Origin of the sequence: Kouleothrix sp. (genome assembly GCF_046328425.1) — a bacterium.
In the GTDB taxonomy this organism is placed as follows: Bacteria; Chloroflexota; Chloroflexia; order Chloroflexales; family Roseiflexaceae; genus Kouleothrix.
On record NZ_JAXLWP010000027.1, the window covers coordinates 1 to 21,066 of the forward strand.

The following is a 21,066-nucleotide window of genomic DNA, read 5'->3' on the forward strand; positions in this document are numbered from 1 at the left end:
CGGCGCCTGCTTACAGTTCTATCTCAGCCGCGCGCCGCGCGCACCCTTCGGCGCTCGTGCTGCGTTTACAGCTAGTAGGAGGCCGGTTTCGGCCATGGCGCGCCCGAAGAGAGGCCCGCAGCATGACGCAGCAATCCACACATACATCCTCGATCAGGCGCCGTGGCTTTTTGGCGGTGCTGCTGGCGCTGGCTGCGCTGCTTGGCGGGCTGGCCGGGCTGGTATTCTGGGCCTACAGCGTGCTCGACGCGCTGCTGGCGCCGCTGCTGGGCGCGCAGCTGTGGCTGGGCGCGCAGAACGTGGCCTACGGGCTGGCGATCGACCTGGTGCCCTATGCCGGCGGGCTGCTGCTGGGCATGCTGCTGCTGGCCTGGCTGCTGGCGCGCTGGGTTGCCCGGCCGCTGCGCCAGCTGATCGCCTCGGCGACGGCGCTGGCCGAGCGCGGCGACGGCGGCCGCCTGCCCGTGCGCGCGGCTGGCGAGGTCGGCGAGCTGGCGCGCAGCTTCGAGGCGCTGGCGCAGTCGTTCGACCAGTCGGCGCGCGAGCTGCGCGACCAGAACCAGTCGCTTGAGGCCAGCGTGCGCCAGCTGGATGGCCTGCTGCGGATCAGCCGCGAGCTGAACGCCTCGCTCGACCCCGACCTGCTGGCGCGGCGCTTCGCGGCGGCGCTGCGCGACACCTTCGGCTACGAGCATGTGGGCGTGGCGCTGGCTGCGGGCGACGTACTGCTGCACCACTTCAGCGACAACGCCGGCGAGCACATGTTCGCGCCGGCGCTGCGCGCCCCGCTTGTCGACACCAACGCGGCCGGGCGTGTGGCGCTCACCGGCGCGCGGCTGCGCATCGGCGACATCCAGCTCGAGCCGGCGCTCGACGCCTCGCCGGGGCTGCCGGCGGCGCGCGCCGAGCTGGCCGTGCCGGTGAGCTACGAGGGCCAGCTCAGTGCGGTGATCGTGCTGCAGAGCAGCCGGCCCTACAGCTTCGGCCCGGCCGACGAGCAGCAGATCGAGCTGCTGGCCACGCCGCTGGCGATCGCGCTTACCAACGCCGGACTGTTCCAGGGCGAGCAGCTGCGCCGCCAGCTGGCCGAGGCGATCTACCGCGTGTCGCAGACGCTGAGCGCCGCGCTGACGCCGGCCGACGTGCCCGAGCTGATCCTCGACCAGCTGGCCCAGGTGCTGCCCTACGACCGCAGCGCCCTGCTGGTGATCGACGGCGACGTGTTCGCGATCGCCGCGACGCGCGGCTACCCGGCCGCCCATGCCGCCGAGCGCACCCGCGCCCGGCTGGAAGATGCGCCGCTGATCGCCCAGATTGCCGAGCACGAGCGGCCGATCATCATCGACGAGGTGCGCCACGACTCGCGCTACCGCCCGATTGTCGGCGGCGCGGCGGCGGGCGAGCCGGTGCGCAGCTGGCTGGGCGTGCCGCTGCTGGGCCAGGGCCGGATCTATGGCGCGCTGATGCTCGAGAGCGAGCAGCCCAACCGCTACGGCGACGAGGAGCTGCGCGCGATCGCCGCGCTGGGCAACCAGGCCGCCGTGGCGATGGGCAACGCCCGCCTGTACGCCGAAGCCCAGGAGCGCACGCTTCAGCTTGAAGTTGTGACCCGCGTGACCCAGGAGGTCAGCACGCGCGATGTCAGCCGCGAGCTGCCCGGCATCCTGCGCACGATTATCCACCAGATCCGCCGGGTAGTGCCCTGCGACTACGCCGCGCTGGCGCTCTACAGCCCCGACGACGACGACTTCGCGTTTGAGACGGTGTACGATTTCGCGGTGCGCGACTGGGCCGAGCTGCCGCCGGGCAAGCGCGAGCCGGCCGAGGGCACGCCCTGGCAGACGGCCTGCCGCACCGGCACGGCGCTGGTGCAGAGCGAGCTGGTGCGCAGCTCGTTCGCCTACGACCGTGGCCTGGCGGCGGGCGGCCTGCGCTCGGGCGTGGTAATGCCGATCGTCGGCGCGAGCCGCGCGCTCGGCACGCTCGATTTCGCCAGCCGCGAGCCGAATGCCTATGGCTCGACCCAGGTGGCCACGCTGCGCGAGCTTTCGCACTACCTCGGCACGGCGCTGCACAACGCGCGCCTTTCGCAAGAGCGCGAGGAAACCGCCGCCAAGCTCGCGCGCACCCAAGAGCACCTCAACCTTGTCGACAAGGTGCGCGCGGTGGGCCAGCTGGCCTCGGGCGTGGCCCACGACTTCAACAACCTGCTGGCGGGCATCCTCGGCAACGCCCAGCTGCTGCTGTTCGAGGCCGCCAGCGACGACCAGAAAGAGATGCTCAGGGTGATCGAGCGCGCCGCCAAAGACGGCGCCGAGACGGTGCGGCGGCTGCAGGGCTTCGCGCGCATGGAGCACGACTCGCCCATGACCGAAGTGCGCCTGGACATGCTGGCGCGCGACGCGATCGACATCACCCGGCCGCGCTGGCGCGACGTGGCCCAGAGCCGCGGCGCGTCGATCGAGATTGTCAAGCAGCTCCAGCCGGTGATGCCGCTGGCCGGCCGGCCGGCCGAGCTGCGCGAGGTGCTGACCAACCTGATCATCAACGCGGTCGACGCGATGCCCAAGGGCGGCAAGCTCACCGTGGCCTGCTACGACGACATGGTTGGCGACGCGGCGGACGGCGCCGGGCAGAGCGTGGTGGTTGAGGTGGCCGACACCGGCGTGGGCATGGACGCCGAGACGCGCGCGCGGATCTTCGACCCGTTCTTTACCACCAAGGGCGAGGGCGGCACCGGCCTGGGCTTGGCGGTGTCGCTGAGCATCGTGCAGGGCCACGGCGGCCAGATCGACGTCGAGAGCGAGCGCGGCGCCGGCACGCGCTTTAGTGTGCGCCTGCCAGTGCGCAACACCGGCCCGGCGGCCAAGAGCGGCCAGCCGCGCCTGCCGCAGCTGGTGCAGCCCGGCCACATCCTGTTTGTCGAAAGCGAGGCCATGATCCGCGACGCCACCAGCCGCCTGCTCTCCCGCTGGGGCCACAAGGTCGAGGCGGCCGAAAATGGCGCCGAGGCGCTGGCCAGGTTCCTGCCCGACACATTCGACCTGGTGATCTCCGACCTGGGCATGCCCGACATGAACGGCTGGGAGCTGCTGGCGCAGATCAAGGCGCGCGACCCGCGCGTGCCGACGGTGCTGATCACCGGGTGGGGCCGCCAGCTCGCCGAAGACGAGGCGCGCGCCGCCGGGGCCGATTTCGTGATCGAGAAGCCGTTCGACCAGGACGATCTGCGCGATATTCTGGCGCAGGCGCTGGGCTAGAAGCTATGCGGTCGGCCTGCCGAGCCGCTGTTCCTCAAATACAGAAGTTTACGCGGTGCGCGTTTTTGCCTTCGGCAGAGCGGTACTTTTTGATGGATGGTGCTCAGATTTTCGCGCAAAGCGCGAAAATCTGAGCACAAAAGAAAGTACAGTACCATGCTGCCGCAGGCTCAATGGTGTATTGGTGCCAGTGCCGGTTTTCGCAAGATACCGGCAATTTTCGGGCCACGCAGCGGCGCCGCGCTACAGCGCCATGCTCGGCCGGGAGGGATGCGATGAGGGCAATGAGGCTAGGCAAGGGCGCGATGGACGGTATCGGGGGCCTCGAAAATACGCCTGGCGTCTGCATCAAGGGCAATCGCGCCCAGTGGCATGCGCAAGAATGCTGTCCACGACGCTTGCGAGCGGTGCCGTGGCATCGATAACGAGCGCGCGCTTGGGAAGGCCCCCTTTTGTCGCATGCTGTAGCCGCGCAAAGGCTTCGCCTTCCTGTGCTGTCCCGCCCCACTCGGTTTCAGGCCGGTTGGTGGGGGTTTGTGGGCGGCTTCGCCGCCCCCAAATTTCTTATTGTGTGGCACGACGTGGCGAAGCTACGTCGTGCCACACAATCGATACGTGATCAAGCGAACAGGGTATTACAGGAGCATAACCTGATAGGGCGGGCCGGCTACACTGGCGCGGGTGCTCCCAGTTGCGATCTCGACGCTTGCCGGCGCCATCTCCGCTGGCTTGTTGGTATCAGGAAACCAGATGCGCCCGCGCTTGACCACAATGAAGAGCCCCGATTCGTCGCCAACCGCAGTAAAGTCATCGCTTCCAGCCCCCTGATAACGCGATACCCCCAGGCGCGTGCACAGGAGATCGACGGTGGCGAGCACGTTGTCCGTTGCGAGCCCAATTTCACTGACACACAACAGGCTCTGCGCGGTGAATGGCGGGGGTGATTGGCTGGCGAGGGTATGCCGGGCGATCAATTCCACAATGTTTCCGGCCGGGTCGGCAAAGTAGAGCGCATGCGCATTCCAAGCCTCAAAATAGAATTCATCTGCGCCAGTATGATCGGTCAGAAGCGCTACCCGGCGTGCTATCCATGCTTTCGCATCAGCAAACTGCTGCTGTGGCACATTGATCGCAAAATGATACCGCTGGGGCGCATCCAATGCTGCTTGGGTGAAGGTGAGCTGTGAGGTACCAATCTGTACGGTCAAACGTTCAGGCGTGGCAATCGATGCAGTGAGTGACAGGGCGTGGATATAAAAGTCGCGTTGCAGAGCGAGATTGCTGGTGACAAGGTGAAGTTCTCGGATTTCCATCTGCTAGCTCCTAGGCGCTGAGGCGTGCGGCGTATCCATACAGCGGTACGCCAAGCTGTCTTTTGTGATGAGACCGGACGGAGCACCTCGGTAAAGATAAACTTATGGCAGGAATTGCGAAAGGCATCCGGTGTTTTCTGCTCTGTGACAGATACCTCACAAGAGGAGGTTGAGCAGCTACGAGGTGAGGATGCCGTCCAACGGGTGGGCGTTTAGCCGCTGCCCGCGCGATCGTGTTCGCCGCGCAGCGGCGTTGGGTGATGCGCTTGTTCGGCGACCTGATCGATCTCCGAGTCAGCGCGCGCGCCGGTAGTGCATGGCGACCACGCCGCTGCGGAGCGGTTTCGCCGAGACCAGCTCGAGCCGTCGCGTGCCAGGGAGCCCGCTCTCGTACAGGGTCGGGCCGTGGCCGGCGATCATGGGGTGGACGAGGAACTTGTACTCGTCGATCAGATCCAGGCGGTCCAGCTCGGTCGCGAGCTTGCCGCTACCGAGGAGCACGCCGTCCGGGGTCGCGTCCTTGAGCTTCTGCACGCCCGCGCGCAGGTCGCCGGCGACGTGGTGGCTGTTGGTCCACGGGAAGTCCTTTCGCGTCGACGACACCACGTACTTCGGCTTGGCCTCCAGCTTGAGCGCCCACTCGCGCATCGCTGGCGGCGCTTCCACGTCGCCACGGGCGACCGCCGGCCAGGAGCTTTCCATCATCTCGTAGGTGACGCGGCCCCACAGCATTGCCCCGCCCTCGTCCATAAGGCGGGTGAAGAAGGCGTGTGTCTCGTCGTCGGCGATGCCTTCCTGGTGGTCGACGCAACCGTCTAGGGTGACGTTGATACTGAAGGTTAAGAGTCCCATGGTGTCCTCCGTTCGAGATACTCGGCGAGCCGCCCGGCCGCCTGGCTCCAGCTGATCGCTGCAAGGTTCCGATTTGGGGTGCAAAAAGCTTAGCTTCTCTAGATTGGAATAACCGTCGAGTTGAAACTATGTTCCAAAACCGGCACGATCTTCCAGCCACGTAGCGGCGCCAGGTGCAAGCGTTGGTTAGGCTGAACTGACATCCAGAAACCAACGGTGGCGATCTTGCTGGAACCCAACTCTTTGGAACAAGGTGGAATGTCCCCGGTGCGTAGATGAGTTACCTGCGGTATCAAAGGGATATGCTTCGATGATCTTGGCACCTTTTGCTTGAGCACACGAAATTGCGCCTTCCAAAAGTGCCTGAGGAACTGCTTTGCCCCGATAAGCTCTGGCAACAAAGAAGCAAAGTATAACCCATGTAGGAATGTCTGCCGGTGTCGCGCGTGGCATTGCGCGGGAGCGATTGAGCCTCAAGTAAGTTTCTCGGGGCGCAATTGAACACCATCCCGCCGGCTTCTCTCCATCGTAAGCAAGCACGCCAACTGGAATGGCCTTTTGCACCAACCGACACATCGCCTCCTTCTTTTCCGGGTTACTCAGATGAGGCTGGCTCGGGAGGCGATAAATCGTGCACCAGCAATAGTGAGGCCCACCGCGAGCTTCAAATAGGGCTACGAAGTCAGCCCAATTTGTGGAAGTGACGGGACAGATGACGAATTCTGCCATTGTAGAGATTCTCTCGATATTCTCGTTTGTTGAAGCACAGGCGCTAAAGGCCACCGCCAATCAAGGCCTACTGATCCTAGCACAGGCGTGCGCAGGATGCAATACACCATACGTGGGCTGTCATGCTGTGTTATACTAACTCCGTTTGATTACTTGTGTTTTCTTGTGCGCCCGGCTTTGCCGGGCGCTGCGAAGAAATTTCGGGGGCGGCGAAGCCGCGAACCCCCACCATAATCCAAGCGATCAGCCGGATTTGGTATTATGGGTAGTGAGGATGGAAGGGAGCCACCGAACACCTGACTGCCAAAATGCGCCTGATGTTGAGTGCATCTACATAGTCAGGTTCGATTGGCGATTGGAATGACCAGTTTCAAGCCCGACCAGGTGGTATCAACAGCGCAAACCTTCACATCGACAAGTCCCTCACTCAGCGCAAGCTGCCGTATCAGATCTTCAGTCAGGTCAGTTGCGATCTTCGCTGCTCGCTTCGGCCACGAGACCCAAATCATGCCATTCGTAACGATCTGCGACTTCACCAAAGGCAATTGTTGTTCAAGCTCGGCAAAGGTGTGGGCAAACAGATGAATACAGTTCAACGCACCTTCGTGTGCTTTGTGAAAGGTTACTGCATCAGGGAGCGGAGCGACCAATGCCGCATAGTTCGCTGGCGGATTGAGCAGAGCGACACGAAAGCCTGGTTTGATACCGAGTTTCTGGGCGAGTGGCTTTGCGGAATAGCCAGCGGTCATATGATCCTCGTCTGACGCGTTCGGGCCGATAGGCTCACCTGTGCGAGTATAGCCGATGGTGAGAGAAAGGCAAGTGCAACAATGGCAAGGCAGTACACATGGATTGGATGGTAGCGAGCTAACAGCTTGGCGCATCAGCCGCCGCGAGTGCGGCACGCAGTTGGATGAAATCGCCGCGATCTCGCGCGCGAAGCGGCCGGCTGATGCGCGTGTTGGGCGGCATCGCTCCTGTTTAGAACTCGCTGGCTTCCTCTTGTGCTAAGGCTCGTATAAAACTTTCCGGCGCGGTGGTATATTTTAGGTTTTTGAAAGCACTGTGGGCCATGTACTTTTCTAAGATGGGTATACTTGCTTCGATATCATTCGTTCTGTTTCCAATAATCGGATCGACTAGTATGTCAAAACCAAAATCAGCATAGAGTTTTATGGCCCGATAGCTCCCCGGCTGGGTGTGCAAGTACACTGGATACTCGTCAGCGTTCAACGCGCTCATCACTCGAGACAAAAGCGCCCGACCAATACCTTTTCCCTCATAGGCTTTGACGACTTTGAGCCAATGGATGGTGGTGAAGGCATCATAGGCTTTCCAGGCAAAGGCAGTCGCAATAGGTCTGTCCTGACTATCACACACAAAAAGGCAACGTTCATAAAAAAGGCGACCTTTTCGTGCATACACTCGCGAAAAATAATCGGTCATAGAGTCTTGGTAGGCCTGTGCCTCGGTTGGCGTATCGAACGGCATAGCTTTCCAGAGCGCTAATTCCTCCTCTCGGCAGGTGCGTATATGATAGTCTCGCGAGAGCGTGCTTAATGCCTGTGGGTTAAGCCGTCGGCATATCATAAACACGTTCGCATCGAGCAGAGAGTCTTCTGTTTGAGGTGCTCGTTGTGGTGCTCTATCTGTCACGGCCGTATCCTTATGGTGTGGTGTATCACAACGCTTGAGGTGTCAGTATAAGAGTGCCGTTCGCATTTGGTCAATACGTTTCACACCTTATTATCTACTCCTATCGCTGTATGAAGCGTAGTAACCGTATGGTACTGGTATAACGGCGACACACCGCCCAACTCACTATGAGACGGACTATTACACCTTTTTCGCCGGACAGTGACGACTATTGCATACTCATGGGTAGAAGTATAAACAGTCGCGCCCTACCGCAACCCCACATGCACTCACTCGGCAAGCGAAACGTTGTGAGCTCACATGGTGATGCGCATTGGGCACGGAGCCAAGCATAGCACGGATTTGCGTCATGGCAAGCGGTATGGTGTAAAGCTCTGCATCGGAAATGGGGGAGCCGGAGGGGCGTATATGGTAGCAAAGCTACCATATACGCCCCTCCGGCTCAAGTATGGGGAAGCTTATGCATCTGTTATATCTTTATCCCACTCACTAAATACATAAGTACACCCCCGCCTTCGTCATATGTTTGTGCTGCGAGCGCCTCTTCCAGTTGTGCTCGTTTTCGTACCTCACGCTCCCAATGCTCTGCGAAGATTGCTGGATCACCTCCGCCTGCACGATACCGCTCTTCTACGGTTTCTCGCGAAAAGTCCAGTGAAGATGCGAACCATGCCTGTTGATCCGCGATCATCGCGCGTTGCTCATCGCTTTGATAGGGCGGATACAGCGGTATTGCTTTGTCGGAAAGGTAGACATGAATGTTTGTAAGCGACGCTTCGGAAAGCAAACGTGGGAGCCGACCCCCTAGTGAATGATTGCCAAGACCAAGCGCGATTGTTCCGCGATGCTGGGCGAGTACAAACGCAAAGCGGTTTGCCTCCTCCGCCAACGATGCAGTATCAACAAGCGCATTTTGGCTGGCAAACGTTCCAAAATTATCTGGCTCAACGCAAAGCAGGAGACCACCGGGAGCTAACACGCGACACATCTCTCTGATAGCTTTTTCTGGCTCTGCTATATGTATAAGAACCGTTTGACATGTCACAAAGTCGAAGCTGTTATCAGGAAATGGTAAAGCAGTCGCATCACCGTACTGAATATGAACCGATACCTGGGAATGGCTCAGATACGTCGGCCAATTCTCGCGTTGTACTGACCATTTCGGGTCACGATCAACTGCCGTGATGTGCGTGCCTGCTGAAAGATGAGGGATAAGAGTGCGGGTCCAATGACCCATACCATAGCCAACGTCGAGGACTTGTCTGCGCGTGGACCACGATAAGCGCGACGCCATAAGCGCAAGAAAATCGTGATTCCACCAGAAATCACGGTAGTCGCCGAAGTAGTCTTCAGAATGTCCGACTTGTTCAGCCATAAAGACGCACTCCGTTCGTGAATGACAAGGCAATCAATTCTACCACGCACCTTTTATTGGGCAGCCACCGAACGCCCGCGCATCAGCCGCCGCGAGCGCGGCACGCAGTTGGTGAAATCGCCGCGATCTCGCGCGCGAAGCGGCCGGCTGATGCGCGGGTTAGCCTGCTCCTCGATAGAAGGCGTTACTGTGCTATTTCACTGGCTGTTGGTGGTGCCTGATCCCATATAGGACGCCGATAGTGAAAGACGCTCCGCAGCCAGCTCACATTCACCTGGGGGAGTTGCTGCTCGACGAGCGTATAGGTTTCCTCGACCAATGCTGTCAATTCACGTGCACCCTCGGCGGGCGCAACTTGATAGACACGGCTGAGGCGATCCACCAAATTGTCTGGTTTAAAGTGGAGTTGAGCGGCAACCACATCGATCCACTTGAAGCCAAAGTAGTAGACCCGATTCAGCCCGAGCAGGACATGGAGAATCTGTTGTTGCACCTGTGCATAGGCATGGTACAGCTGCATCAAGTTGGAACTTCGCGCGAGCCACATCTCCCATCGCCAAAAATGATCGATCAGCGCATAGCGGTTGACGACAGCGATTGCAAGGTCATCGGGGTAGTTGGCCGCGCGTGCTTTCCAGTGGTGCACCAGCTCCGGATGATGGAGCGGCACACCCTGGACGACACCCGCGAGCAGGTTTTGTTTGAGTGGATCAGGGTTGGCGTGCTGGAGTACCGCATCAAAGGTGCGGTTGAGAAAATCCGTGGTGTAGTGGACGACCTCAAGCAAAACGCCACTCCTGGGAAGGCCGGGCTGACGGCGACCAAGCAGAAAATCATCGGACCACACTTCTTCTGCGGGATCGTAGGGATACAGCCGCACCAGATCGCCTGGGATTTGGTTTGCGACTGCCTGACGCTCGGCATCGGTCGGAGGTTGATGCCAAAACACACCGAGTTCAATATCCGAGTAGCGATCGGCGTGACCACGAGCGGTCGAGCCGCCGAGAAGAACGGCGGCGACATGCGGATTGGCAGCGTAGGAAGGGGCAACCTGCCGAGCAAGTGTGGCGCGCCATTGACTAGCGGTATTCATAGCTGCCCTCAGAAGCGAGCAAGAGGTGGTGTGCGCTGAGTGTACCATACCAACAGCATTTTGGGTTGGTGAAGCAATTGATGGTCAGGGCTGGTGCAACGTCGGCCCTCACCCCCCTTCCCCCTCTCCCGCGCGCGGGAGAGGGGAAGAGGTTGCGGTCGCCGCCGCGACCGCACCTCACAGCCAAATCGGGTGGCCAGCCCTGCCAATCCTTCGCGCTCAAATCCCATTGAGCGTTGTGCGTTTCAGATGTGACACAATTGCATCTACGGTGTCGGCTATACTCAAATCAGAATTGTCAAGCCAGTAACCGATGTGCGGCGTTTCCGAACGCAAGAGATGATCGAAAGCGTCTATTGAGGCGCGATCTGGGTAGCCAGTCTTTCCACGGGCTTGGTCGCGCTCTGCAATGATCTCAGGACGTGGGCATAGCACGACAACGCTCAGCTGATATGGACGAAATGCATGTACGATCGCTTGTAACGCCTGGCCAATCACAATATCTTGATAAACCACCAGAAACCCTGCTTGAGTGTAGCGCTTGGCAACCTCGACGGCAAGAGCGTAGCGAAGTTCGAGCTGTCGTTCAGCCTCTGCAGACAACGCAAAGGACATATCAGCACGGCCATTGACAATCATGCGGCGAAAGAGGTCACCGCGCAGATGGACGCTCTTAGGAAGACGCTCGGCAAGCGCTTGGGCAACGCTTGACTTGCCCGAAGCCATATTGCCAGTGATCAACACGATCTGGAGGCGATCGAGAGTATCTTCCATCGTATTTCATTGCCATGGTGAGCGAAGCTTCACTCCCTCGATGAAACATCGCTGATTCGGCATGGAGGGAGCGGAGCGTCGTTCAGCATGACACGGCATTTCTTCGCTTCGAGCGATACAAGGAAACTTTGTTGACAATGTAGTCTTATACTGATAGAACCGAAGCATTTCGGGAGTATGGGTGGTCGCAAGCGTTATCTGTGTCGGCGTGATCGCAATCTCACACATACCTACTCCTTTTTACGTGTGCGGATCGATAGCAATTCTCGCGAAAGAATATAGCACACGTGAGCGAGTAAGGCAATGGGTACGGCAAGCGAAGTGCCTAACGAAGAAGAGTATCTTGGAAGATGCACAGGCATTGCCTCGCTACCGGCCACCGCCTCGCGCATCAGCCGCCGCGAGCGTGTGGGATTACGTTCCAAAATCGCTAGAATCTCGCGCGAAGCGGCCGGCTGCATCCCACCATCACGGCAAGCGTGACTCCCGCACCAGCGAACAGGCCGCCACGCTGGCGCTTTCGCCGACATATCCTCAACAAGACCAGTTATGCCACAGCTGATAAGACGCCGAGGAGCATAGGGCCACACCCTACACAATCCAACCCTCTGTTGACGATCTTGGTACGTTCTATGATGATGTGGCCGTGGCAATGAGCGCTTGCGCCTCGTCGACACACTCCAAGACATAGCCCAGGAATGGCAGCCACTGCACGTATAGCTCCTCCTCCGCTACGCCGAACTGCTGTGCTGCGAACGACCGATTGCCTGGCTTGCACCAGTAGCGGAAAAACCCTGGAAAGATCCGGCCATAATACAGAGCGCACCACCCGACATAGCCGAGCCGAACCTGCCGCACATCGCCTGCCCATCCTGATGCAGCAAGCCCATCGAGATAGCTAGCAAAGGCAATCTGATCAAGTTCCCGGACTTGAGCCGGCGGCCATCCGAAAACCAGGCTGCTGGTACCGACGAGCGCGTTCAGCTCTGCGCCAAGCGGTGCAACACCGCAGTCGGCCCAATCGATCAGAACAACTTCAGGCTGTCCCGCGGCCCCCTCCCGCAACAGCACATTACGGCACTGGGCGTCCAAATGGCCAAATGTGTGCGGGAGCTGCTCGAGCGCGTGTGAGAACCGCTCGCGCTCGTCAAGTAACTGCGTGTGACGTGTACGCAGGCTCGGTGATAGATATTTCTGATTCAGCGGAAATGCCCAATCCTCGGCAGTACTATCGTTCATCACCGTGAGGTAGTGCTGCCTGGCGAGCCACGGCTCTGTGGGACGGCCAATCTGTGCAAGGCACGTACCGTTCCATCGCCCAAGAGCATGGGCCGTTCGGCGAACGTCGTCAGGTGTCCAAGCGCCGCTGCTGGACTGACGCACGCGCTCCATCCAGATCCATACGCCATCGTGGTGCTCATCGATACGATAGAAACGCGGAGAGCGAATGCTCCCCGGAAGCCTGGAAGCAAAGGCAGACTGGGCAAAGTCGACTTCGCGTCTCCAGTACCAGGGATCACTGGGGGATTGCTCGTGTTGCGGGCGGCGGAGGATCTTGATCACCAGCGACCATGCACAGGTATCGTGAGCATCGCGTGCGTGCCCGTCGAGCGACCATAGTCCGCCAGGATTGATAATACCTTTGTCACTTAACGGCTGGACTATCCAGTCGGTAACGATGAGAGAAGCGCGCCGCTGATCTTGCCGGACGACAGAGGTCAACACATCAAGATGGATGTGCTGGAGGCGATCAAGAATATCTTCGATCATGGCTGCATTCTTCGGGTGTCAAGCAGTAGATCGGCAAGGCAGTCGGGCCGATTCTGGTTGTCAAAATCGCCACGGCATCCTCGCCGCAGAGCGGCGTCAGATCCAGCGCCGTGCTGGGCGGCGACGCGGTCGCGTTGAGCGTGTCCCACACCCTTACCATCTTACCATCGGCGGGCCCATTTTGGCGCGGGAGCGGGGCTCGGTTCGGAGGAAGATAGGTCTGCTTCGAACAGCACCTGATGACTAGTCAAATTCCAGATCTGGAGTTTTCCGCTCCGGGTCGCTACCAGCAGGTGTCCATCACGATCCCAATCGGCCCATTGGACGTCAGGCAATAGTTGGATATCTCCATACGCTTCCAGCCAGTAGCTGACACGGAGGCCGTCTATCGCCTGAACGTTACCGAACTCGCCTCCGGCCGAACCGAGGCTTTCCACACAAAGCAGTGCAGTGCCGCCAGGCTGGCGTTTCTGCATGCGGGCGTTGCGACGTTCATCCCATCTGTCCCAGGAGATACGTTGAGGAGAGTCCGGAGCTTCATCCCACCCATGCAGCCGTTCGGTCGCGAATTGAACCACAGGAATGGAGCGCAGCCCATAGAGGATCGGGAGCTTTGCACTGTTGAGGGAGTAGCAATCTTCAGGCTTGGGGATCGGGAGCTTTGCACTCTTGGGGGAGTCGCGATCTTCAGGCTTGGTGAAGTGATAGCCGCGCGTCCATGTGCCATGCGTACGGGAGGCGTGGAGCGCGGTTAGCCAGGGGAGTTTCGACACGGCCACGTATGTCTTGCCGTGTTCCCAGACAGCGGTCGGCTTGTGCGCGAAGTAGCAGAGGAAACGACCGTCGGGAGAAAGGTCGGATCGCCGTGGAAAGATCCGTCCGTGGAACCACGCGCCGGGCTCGTACCGTCTCTCTTCAAGATCCCAGCGGCCCACATGGGACCAATCCGCAGGCCCGCGCCGGAACACCGCCACTATGGGCGCCTGTGTGGCTGGAATACAGTAGATGCGCGGAGCAACTTTTTTCTTCATTGCCGGCGCTCCTTCGCCACCGAACAGCTAGCATCAGCCGTGTGTATGCATTACCCCAACGCACTTTCAGGAAGCGACTCGGGGGCTGGATACACGTTGCGGATCCCGTGAAGGTATGTCAGCGCAGCCCCTTCTGACCCGTGGTATTCACCTGGGTAGATCTCTGTGCTCAGCTTGAGGCATGGGAAGTTTCCGCCTCTCAAGAAATCGATCAGCTGGTGATAGCTCGGAACCTGCTTGCTCTCTAGCTCACCGACAGAGGTATAGAGCCAGATCGGCTCATCTGCGCTTCTAGCAGCCAAACGCTCGGTGTGCTGGATGAGATACGGATAGGCAAGATTCATCACACTTCCACACATATAGCGTTGGAAGGCTTGGGGCTGATGGAATAAGGCATAGAGCGTAAAAAAACCGCTCGCCGAGTAACCGTACAGACAGCGATCGAAGGAGGAGGCCCGATAGTTCGTTTCGATAAACGGGATGATCTCCTGTGTGAGTCCGGTGAGGAAGCGGTCCGCAATGAAATTTGGATCCTCGGGCATCCAATCCACGACGTCAGGAATAAAGAAGTCGCGCCCGCGTACGTCCATCCACTCGGCATAATTCTGCATATCATAGCCAATACCTACGACAATCGCTTCCGGCGTTCCCACGCACCAATGCGAAAGCGGAGTGAGGCCGGCGGCCATACCAAAGAATATATCGCTATCGAGGAGATAGATCACTGGATAAGACTGATTGGAGGTCGCGTATGTTTCGGGCAATGCAACGGAAAGGTGATACTCGCGGCCAGTCGCATCACAAAACAGCGTGCGCTCTTCGGTGTCGAACAAACTTCTTCGTGGAAAGCTCTCTGTCATCACACCCTCCTGTTGTACCGGCGAAACCAGCACCTGATGCACGAAATGGATTACCGCCCAACCGGCCTGCGTCAGCCGCCGCGAGCGCGTGGTATCACGTTCCAAAATCGCCAGGATCTCGCGCGCGAAGCGGCGTCGGACTGTAATGGCGGGTTGGGCGGCTAGTGGCGTGATCACGTACGCTATGATGCTGTGGTACGGCGACGAATGTAGAGTGCCTTTGCCCCTGTGCCAGCGGTTTTTCGTTCTTCGATATCCAGGTCGTTGCCCATGCTCTTGACCAACTCGCTTAATTTCTTGAACCCATAGAGACGAGGATCAAAATCTGGCTTGATCTTGGTGAGGTAATTGCCAAATGCGCCGAGATTGACCCACCCTGCATCATCGTTTTGGGTACTCCCAAGCGCATTGAGAATGAACTTTTTTGGGAGCGCTGGCGGTAATGCTTTTTGTGATACAGATGCATCACTTGCTGGTGATGCACTAGGCTGTGGGATTTGTGGGGCAACTGCTTGGGGCGCGCTGGCAGCTGTCTTTTGTGGTGCGACCGGACGGAGCACTTCGGTAAAGATAAACTTGTGGCAGGCATTCCGAAAGGCATCTGGTGTTTTCTGCTCTCCAAAGCCCAAGACGGTCAAACCTTCTTCACGGATACGCAGTGCTAGGCCGGTAAAGTCGCTATCGCTGGAGACCAGACAAAAGCCATCGAAACGGCGTGTATACAGGAGATCCATGGCATCGATAATCAGCGTACTATCCGTCGCATTTTTGCCGGTTGTATACGCGAATTGCTGCACCGGCTTAATGGCATGCGTTTGAAGCACTTTTTTCCATTGCGCGCTGGCGGTCGCCGTAAAATCGCCATAGATCCGCTTTACCGTGGCCTCGCCAAACGTGGCGATTTCGGCGAGCAGTCCTTCGATAATGGAAGCCTGCGCATTATCGGCATCAATAAGCACTGCCAATTTCAACGTTGGTTCGTCAGCGTCGGGTCGTGCGATACTTTTTGGAACAACTGCCACTCTCGCCTCCAGCGTGAAAAGGCCAGGCTGAAACCGACGGAGGTGGTTTGTTACACCACTTCCTCAGCCCATGTGAGCCAGAGTATACGAGCATACTACGGTCTGTGCAAGGTATCGCAGGAGACGTGGCTCCGAAGCCGCCGAACGACTTGCCGCTTAGCCGCCGCAAGCGCTCAGTACTGCCTGCTAAAATAGCACTGATCTCGCGCGTGAAGCGGTCGGCTGCAGCGGTGGGTTGGGCCGCCTGTCTTCGGTATTATCTTGATCTTGAACATATCTTTGATCGACATATTTAGTAAATGAATGGGATCAAAAATCTCACTTCGTGTTGATAATTAGTATACTGCTGGCCGAATTCAGTAATAAGGAGTTTCTCTTCCATATGGGCCTTTTGCCAAAGGGAAGTGATTGCAAAAGCGAACCCAAGAAGACTTCCAAGTGTTGAGCATACAAGTGCTGTTCCTAATAAAGCAAACAGAATACCTGTGTAGATGGGATGTCGCACAATTGCGTATGGACCGCTCTGAATGAAGTGCTGATCTTCGAGGATGGCTACATCGCGACTCCAATTGTTCTTGAGTAATGTTCGAGACCATATTGCAAAACTAACACCGACGATGGTGAAGACTGTTCCTGTAATATGAATAGAGGCAAATTGAGGTGCAAACAGCAAACTAAGCGAACCCGGAATACTCCGGCCTAGCAAAACCAAAAGAAAGCCTATATAGAGCGCAAAGTTGTTGAGAATGGTGAAAGTACGAGCGGCTTTGCGCCTCGGACGGTGTCTTCGAATTGCTCGGAAAGTCCAATAAACGTAGAATATCATCCAGCTTACGCTGATGATTTCCCAATACGGAACAGGCATATGTTAACACCACTCCCTTTGATGGGATGCCCAACGGTGTAGCTCAGCCGCCGGCTGATGGAGACGGCGATACTTAATGTGCGACTCTTTGGAAGGTTGACCCATTGAGCACTCCCTCCCTAGAATAGCGGTTGCCAGACCCTATTCTGACCGATGGAGGCAATCAATGGATCGCGACGATTTTATCATCACCGTCTACTGCTTGGTCTGCGAGCAGTATCAGTTTATTCAGACGAGCTATTCGCTCCGACGCGGCGGGTTTGCCCCCGCCCTGACCAATGCGGAGGTGATCACGCTCGAAATCTGTGGTGAGTATTTCAAACTGACCACCGATCAGGACATCTTTGACTCCTTTCGTGCCCATTATCGTAGCTGGTTTCTCGCGTTGACTGAGCGCTCGCTGTTTGTCCGTCAAGCCGCCAATCTCTGGCAGGTCAAAGCCGCCATTCAGCACCGTCTCACACTCATCAGCGGTCAAGCCGCCGATCCGGTGCAAGTGATTGATACGCTGCCGTTGCCGGTGTGTGGTCTCACTCGCGCGCCACGCGAGCGCTGTTTCAAGATGCAGGCCGATTATGGCTACTGTGCAGCCAAAGATATGCACCACTATTGTGGTGTTTCTTAACCTGCAATTCAGTCGCGCACCGCTTGATTCGGATGACTTGATCTCTGCCTGAGCGCCTGAAAGTGTTGCACATTAGGTGGCGATGTGTAGTGGTATAGCGCGTAGCACGAAACTGCTTTTCAAAATGGCAGCGATTTAGCCGGTCGGCTGGAGCGCAATGTTGGGCCGCCCGACGTTGAACTCAGCGGCCCTGAGCCGCAGTCTAAGCAGTGCTCCCCGTTAGTCAAACACGACACCCAGCAAGCTGGCGATCACACCCATTTCACCCACATGTTGATACGGATGCGTCAGACCAAAGTTCATCAAACACTTCCCTTTCGTCCAGCCTGTATATGAATCCACAAGATCTCTAGCCTCGCGATACGCTAACCCTTCATCAATGACAATTGCTCGCACGCGCTCTTCTTGCAGCTTGGCGTCCAAATCCACCCGATCGATGTGAGTAACAATTTCACGCGTGCGAGCCTGGACAGCTCGACCATACTCGTGTAAAGCTCCTAAATCGATCCGCTGATTCAAGTCATCTACTTCGGCAAAGTTCATGCCACTGCCATGATGGCGCCAAGGCACATTCAGCTTTTGCAGCCAGGCATCTTGGTCTAAGACTTGGGGATGATCAGCCACAAAGCGGTTCAAGCCGGCATCTTCCACCCGGATCACATGCCACAAGTTCCAAGCGATCGAATTGACTTGGGGATGGGGCCGCTGACGTTTCTTGTCATCAGGCACCATCTCCCAAATACCTCCTAGCCAGAACTCATACAGCACGTCATAGCGTTGCAGAAAGAGTTGAGTAGTATCCATGGTCTCTCCTTCTAAGCAGCGGCTCGCTACATCGATCACGCAGCGCTGCGATAGGTGCTCCAATATGGAAGTCAGTGGATGGACGTTTATCTATTGTACCACGTGGTGGCCTCATGCTGCCGACAGCGGGAAACGACACCCCCGCTGGCTATCCCTTCCCCGACGGCGTTACGGGGTGAGGGCGACCCAACGGATTGGCGTTCAGTTGCCGTGAGTGCAGGGTATCACATTCCAAAATCGCTAGCGTCTCGCGCGCGAAGCGGTTGGGCTGCATGCGCGTGTTGGGCCGGTGCCCATTGGATGTGTTTACTCGTAGCTACGGCGGCTTTCTTGGATACTTTCAAGAATTGTCTCGCGTGTGATTGGCTGACGCAGCTCGACGCCAGGAATATCCAGTGGCGATGCTTTTTGTGTTTCTGGCGTCAAAACAAAACTTTGACCATCGCGGCGCTGAATACGTACAGCTCCATCTCGGCGAGCTTGCTCAAGGATGGCGGCAAAGTTTTGTCGTGCTTCAGAAAACGTATAGCTTTTCATGGTGTGACCTCCACAACGCTGATCTGTGCAGCGCGAGCAGCCGTCTTTAATCCATTATCAAGTGTGATCAGTGGACAGGACTGTTGGCGCGCACAAACGATAAAATAGGCATCGTATGCATATATTTGATGATGCTCAACGACTAGGATTGTTTCGTCAAGCGGAACATCAAGGAAACGGATAGGTATTTTTTGATATTCAAGCAGAGCTTGAAGAGCTTCGGAAAGGGAAATACGCTTACGCTTGCTCATGGCAGAAAGAGCATTCCCGATTTCCCAATGGAGCGAAAGCGGAGCAATCAGTTCAGCACCGGTTGTGAGATTGATAAGTTCAGGCTTGGTCGGTTCATTCAGCACAACGGCAAGGATGACTGATGTATCTACAACCAAGAGCATACGGCACTCCATACTTGTACAATTGTACATAAGTATAGCATGCGAAATGACAAAAATCAAGGAGACTTTTTGGGTGGGGAGGGTGGTTATGCGGCCCAACGCTAGGCTTCAGCGGCGCCGCTGGCGGCTTCTGTAGATCGAGACGAGCGATGGCACGAGACGGCGCGGTAAAAAACCGCCAGATTCAGGGACGCGCCAGCGGCGTCCGCTGCGAGCCATGTTGGGCGGCGGGATTGACAAGGTAGCCGACATTTTGGCTTTACAAAGGGTCTTTTATACTTATCCTGTCAGCACTTATTTGTTCTTGGTTCTCGGCTTTCTAATTGGCAAGTCAAAAGCAGCACCTCTTTTTATATCTAACGCGAAACTATAAAAGAATGGTATTGTCCACATCTCTACTTCTTGTCTAGTTCTTCTATGAATAAAGCCAACTCTCTCTAGTCGTGGAAGTATTTTTTCGTATTCCGAGCCGAGTATACGACGTAATGTTTGCTCGTTATGGTCTGCCTTTCCTCCAGCAAAAGCCTTTATCGGTTCGACTAAATCAGGATATTCAGCATAAATACGCGTTTCTAGATTATCTTGAGCAACCTTTCTTACAGATTTACGCAATGAATCTTCCGTGAATAGCAGTTTTTCCGGTAACGGAATGCGCTCCCTCTCCAGTTGTTCCAACTGGAATACACGAGCCGCCTCAAAAACCGACAAGAGATCTCGAGGAGTAGCCACATTGTTTCCGTCAATAATACGATCATATATCCACTTAAAGCCTTGTGCTGCACGGCCTTTGTCGACTTTGCTTGGAAATAGCTGATAAAAAAGCTTATATCTTTCTATAGTATTACTTACGTCATCGGGATGAACCTCTAGAAGTTTCACAACACATTCGTTAACTAATAAACGTCGGACAACTAAATGAAGTAAGTCGTCTGTCTTCCATTCGATTGGACCTGCTGCTCGACTCCTAATATGGGTAAGAGCAGGAAAGTGGCCCAAAGCAGTTACGCGAGAATATACATCATCGCGAATAAACACCTTTACCCGCAAGCTTATATAATCCGAAACATCACGATATGCCAGTAATAGTCCTTTCAGGACTTGGTTTTCTCGCTCTTCATCTCCCAAAATAATTTCATCAAGGCGATCTAAAATAAGCCATACTCTACGATTTGCGCCTGCCAGAAGTTTGTCGATATCAGACAAGATAGCATTAAAGGGAATTGCAGCAGCACTACCCCCTGCCCGAAGTTCAACCTCACCAAACTCAAGCGATAGGCCTTTAATCCATTGGACATCTAGCTTTTTTAAAGCTCTAGCTTTTGCCAGTGCAAAAGCAAAAGTAGTTTTTAGTGTACCTGAATTATTTGAAATAAGACCGTATTGGGTTAGGGATTTCTCTAAGGTTTTCTTATCACGAGTATCCGGTGTTACTTCATCTGCGGCTTTCCAGAACTGGGATATAAAATACAATCTCCATCCAGTGCGTAATTCCTCTGCATCTGGAAACTCATCTGTTGATATTGCAGCTAAGATATCCCGAAATTCAGGATCTCCTGAAGGATTTGTGACCAATCGAATGTGTACATTATTTAAACTGCTATAGTTGGTTTGTCTATCAACAAATTCCTTCCAGAGAGCCGATTTTCCCGAACCTTTTGCGCCTAACACCAAATCTTTTCTATCGAATAAGATTTCGGACAATACAGGATGGCTAACGAAGCACTGATTTAGTAATCTGTCCTGTTCTGCGACAATTGCGCCTAGATCTAACTCACGCAGAGTATCGATCTTGTTTTGCATCGGCTTGCTTCCTTCTATTTGATTATCGGTTGTACGCTTTTTATATAGTATCGTGGTAAGGTTTTGTTGTCAAGATTTCTCCTGGTATTAAAAGGCGGCAGTCTTACAGAGGCCTCCCAATGCTATACTTAGCTACCTGGCGAGGTGTTTCGGGTTGAGGGCCGCCCAACGGCCTGCCGCTTAGCTGCGCCGCACTCATAGAGCAGAAATGCGCTCGGACCAATGCTAACCTTCAAAATCGGCACGGCATCCGGGCCGCAAAGCGGCGTCAGCTACAGCGGCGTGTTGGGCGGACAGCCCGAGAT

Annotated in this window: 19 protein-coding genes; 2 read left to right on the forward strand and 17 right to left on the reverse strand. The window is 56.5% G+C overall.

Annotation, left to right across the window (positions count from 1 at the left end; translation table 11 throughout):
• Positions 1-122: 122 nt before the first annotated feature.
• Entirely contained in the window at positions 123-3,260 is a 3,138-nt protein-coding gene (locus U0177_RS22240; protein ID WP_409572865.1) for a GAF domain-containing protein, read from the forward strand.
• A 635-nt stretch (positions 3,261-3,895) separates the two neighbouring features.
• Here the strand turns inward: U0177_RS22240 and U0177_RS22245 are convergent.
• The 13 genes from U0177_RS22245 to U0177_RS22305 form a co-directional block, all read right to left on the reverse strand.
• Positions 3,896-4,573 carry a VOC family protein gene (locus U0177_RS22245; RefSeq protein ID WP_409572866.1) on the reverse strand — a complete coding sequence of 226 codons (678 nt, stop codon included), beginning with the start codon at positions 4,571-4,573 and terminating at the stop codon, positions 3,896-3,898.
• 294 nt (positions 4,574-4,867) lie between these two features.
• Entirely contained in the window at positions 4,868-5,425 is a 558-nt protein-coding gene (locus tag U0177_RS22250; RefSeq protein ID WP_409572867.1) for a dihydrofolate reductase family protein, read from the reverse strand.
• A 186-nt stretch (positions 5,426-5,611) separates the two neighbouring features.
• Complete coding sequence (locus tag U0177_RS22255) at positions 5,612-6,154, reverse strand: GNAT family N-acetyltransferase (protein WP_409572868.1); 543 nt, start codon at positions 6,152-6,154, stop codon at positions 5,612-5,614.
• A 338-nt stretch (positions 6,155-6,492) separates the two neighbouring features.
• The gene (locus U0177_RS22260; RefSeq protein WP_409572869.1) at positions 6,493-6,903 is read right to left on the reverse strand and encodes a DUF3052 domain-containing protein; all 411 of its coding nucleotides are present in this window, start codon (positions 6,901-6,903) and stop codon (positions 6,493-6,495) included.
• 232 nt (positions 6,904-7,135) lie between these two features.
• Positions 7,136-7,810, reverse strand: a complete 675-nt coding sequence (locus tag U0177_RS22265) for a GNAT family N-acetyltransferase (protein WP_409572870.1) — start codon at positions 7,808-7,810, stop codon at positions 7,136-7,138.
• A 469-nt stretch (positions 7,811-8,279) separates the two neighbouring features.
• Positions 8,280-9,185: a class I SAM-dependent methyltransferase gene (locus U0177_RS22270; RefSeq protein ID WP_409572871.1), complete on the reverse strand. Its 906-nt coding sequence runs from the start codon at positions 9,183-9,185 to the stop codon at positions 8,280-8,282.
• Positions 9,186-9,369: 184 nt separating this feature from the next.
• On the reverse strand, positions 9,370-10,278 hold the full coding sequence (locus U0177_RS22275; protein ID WP_409572872.1) for a hypothetical protein: 909 nt from the start codon (positions 10,276-10,278) through the stop codon (positions 9,370-9,372).
• 219 nt (positions 10,279-10,497) lie between these two features.
• Complete coding sequence (locus U0177_RS22280) at positions 10,498-11,052, reverse strand: AAA family ATPase (protein ID WP_409572873.1); 555 nt, start codon at positions 11,050-11,052, stop codon at positions 10,498-10,500.
• Between the two features lie 630 nt (positions 11,053-11,682).
• On the reverse strand, positions 11,683-12,822 hold the full coding sequence (locus tag U0177_RS22285; protein WP_409572874.1) for a hypothetical protein: 1,140 nt from the start codon (positions 12,820-12,822) through the stop codon (positions 11,683-11,685).
• Positions 12,823-12,983: 161 nt separating this feature from the next.
• Positions 12,984-13,853, reverse strand: a complete 870-nt coding sequence (locus U0177_RS22290) for a hypothetical protein (protein WP_409572875.1) — start codon at positions 13,851-13,853, stop codon at positions 12,984-12,986.
• A 50-nt stretch (positions 13,854-13,903) separates the two neighbouring features.
• Positions 13,904-14,890 (reverse strand): alpha/beta hydrolase, encoded by a 987-nt coding sequence (locus U0177_RS22295; RefSeq protein ID WP_409572876.1) that lies wholly within the window; start codon positions 14,888-14,890, stop codon positions 13,904-13,906.
• A gap of 5 nt (positions 14,891-14,895) precedes the next feature.
• A complete protein-coding gene (locus U0177_RS22300) occupies positions 14,896-15,735 on the reverse strand; it encodes an NYN domain-containing protein (RefSeq protein WP_409572877.1) in 840 nt (279 codons plus the stop codon).
• A gap of 292 nt (positions 15,736-16,027) precedes the next feature.
• Positions 16,028-16,600, reverse strand: a complete 573-nt coding sequence (locus U0177_RS22305) for a methyltransferase family protein (RefSeq protein ID WP_409572878.1) — start codon at positions 16,598-16,600, stop codon at positions 16,028-16,030.
• Positions 16,601-16,766: 166 nt separating this feature from the next.
• Here U0177_RS22305 and U0177_RS22310 point away from each other — a divergent pair, with 166 nt between their 5' ends.
• Complete coding sequence (locus U0177_RS22310) at positions 16,767-17,225, forward strand: hypothetical protein (RefSeq protein ID WP_409572879.1); 459 nt, start codon at positions 16,767-16,769, stop codon at positions 17,223-17,225.
• A gap of 219 nt (positions 17,226-17,444) precedes the next feature.
• Here U0177_RS22310 and U0177_RS22315 read toward each other — a convergent pair whose 3' ends face one another.
• The 4 genes from U0177_RS22315 to U0177_RS22330 form a co-directional block, all read right to left on the reverse strand.
• A complete protein-coding gene (locus U0177_RS22315; protein WP_409572880.1) occupies positions 17,445-18,029 on the reverse strand; it encodes a DinB family protein in 585 nt (194 codons plus the stop codon).
• A gap of 306 nt (positions 18,030-18,335) precedes the next feature.
• Positions 18,336-18,566: a type II toxin-antitoxin system Phd/YefM family antitoxin gene (locus U0177_RS22320; protein WP_409572881.1), complete on the reverse strand. Its 231-nt coding sequence runs from the start codon at positions 18,564-18,566 to the stop codon at positions 18,336-18,338.
• Complete coding sequence (locus U0177_RS22325) at positions 18,563-18,961, reverse strand: type II toxin-antitoxin system VapC family toxin (RefSeq protein ID WP_409572882.1); 399 nt, start codon at positions 18,959-18,961, stop codon at positions 18,563-18,565. Before U0177_RS22325 ends, U0177_RS22320 begins: the two co-directional genes overlap by 4 nt.
• Positions 18,962-19,255: 294 nt before the next feature.
• On the reverse strand, positions 19,256-20,761 hold the full coding sequence (locus U0177_RS22330; RefSeq protein ID WP_409572883.1) for a P-loop ATPase, Sll1717 family: 1,506 nt from the start codon (positions 20,759-20,761) through the stop codon (positions 19,256-19,258).
• Positions 20,762-21,066: the final 305 nt, after the last annotated feature.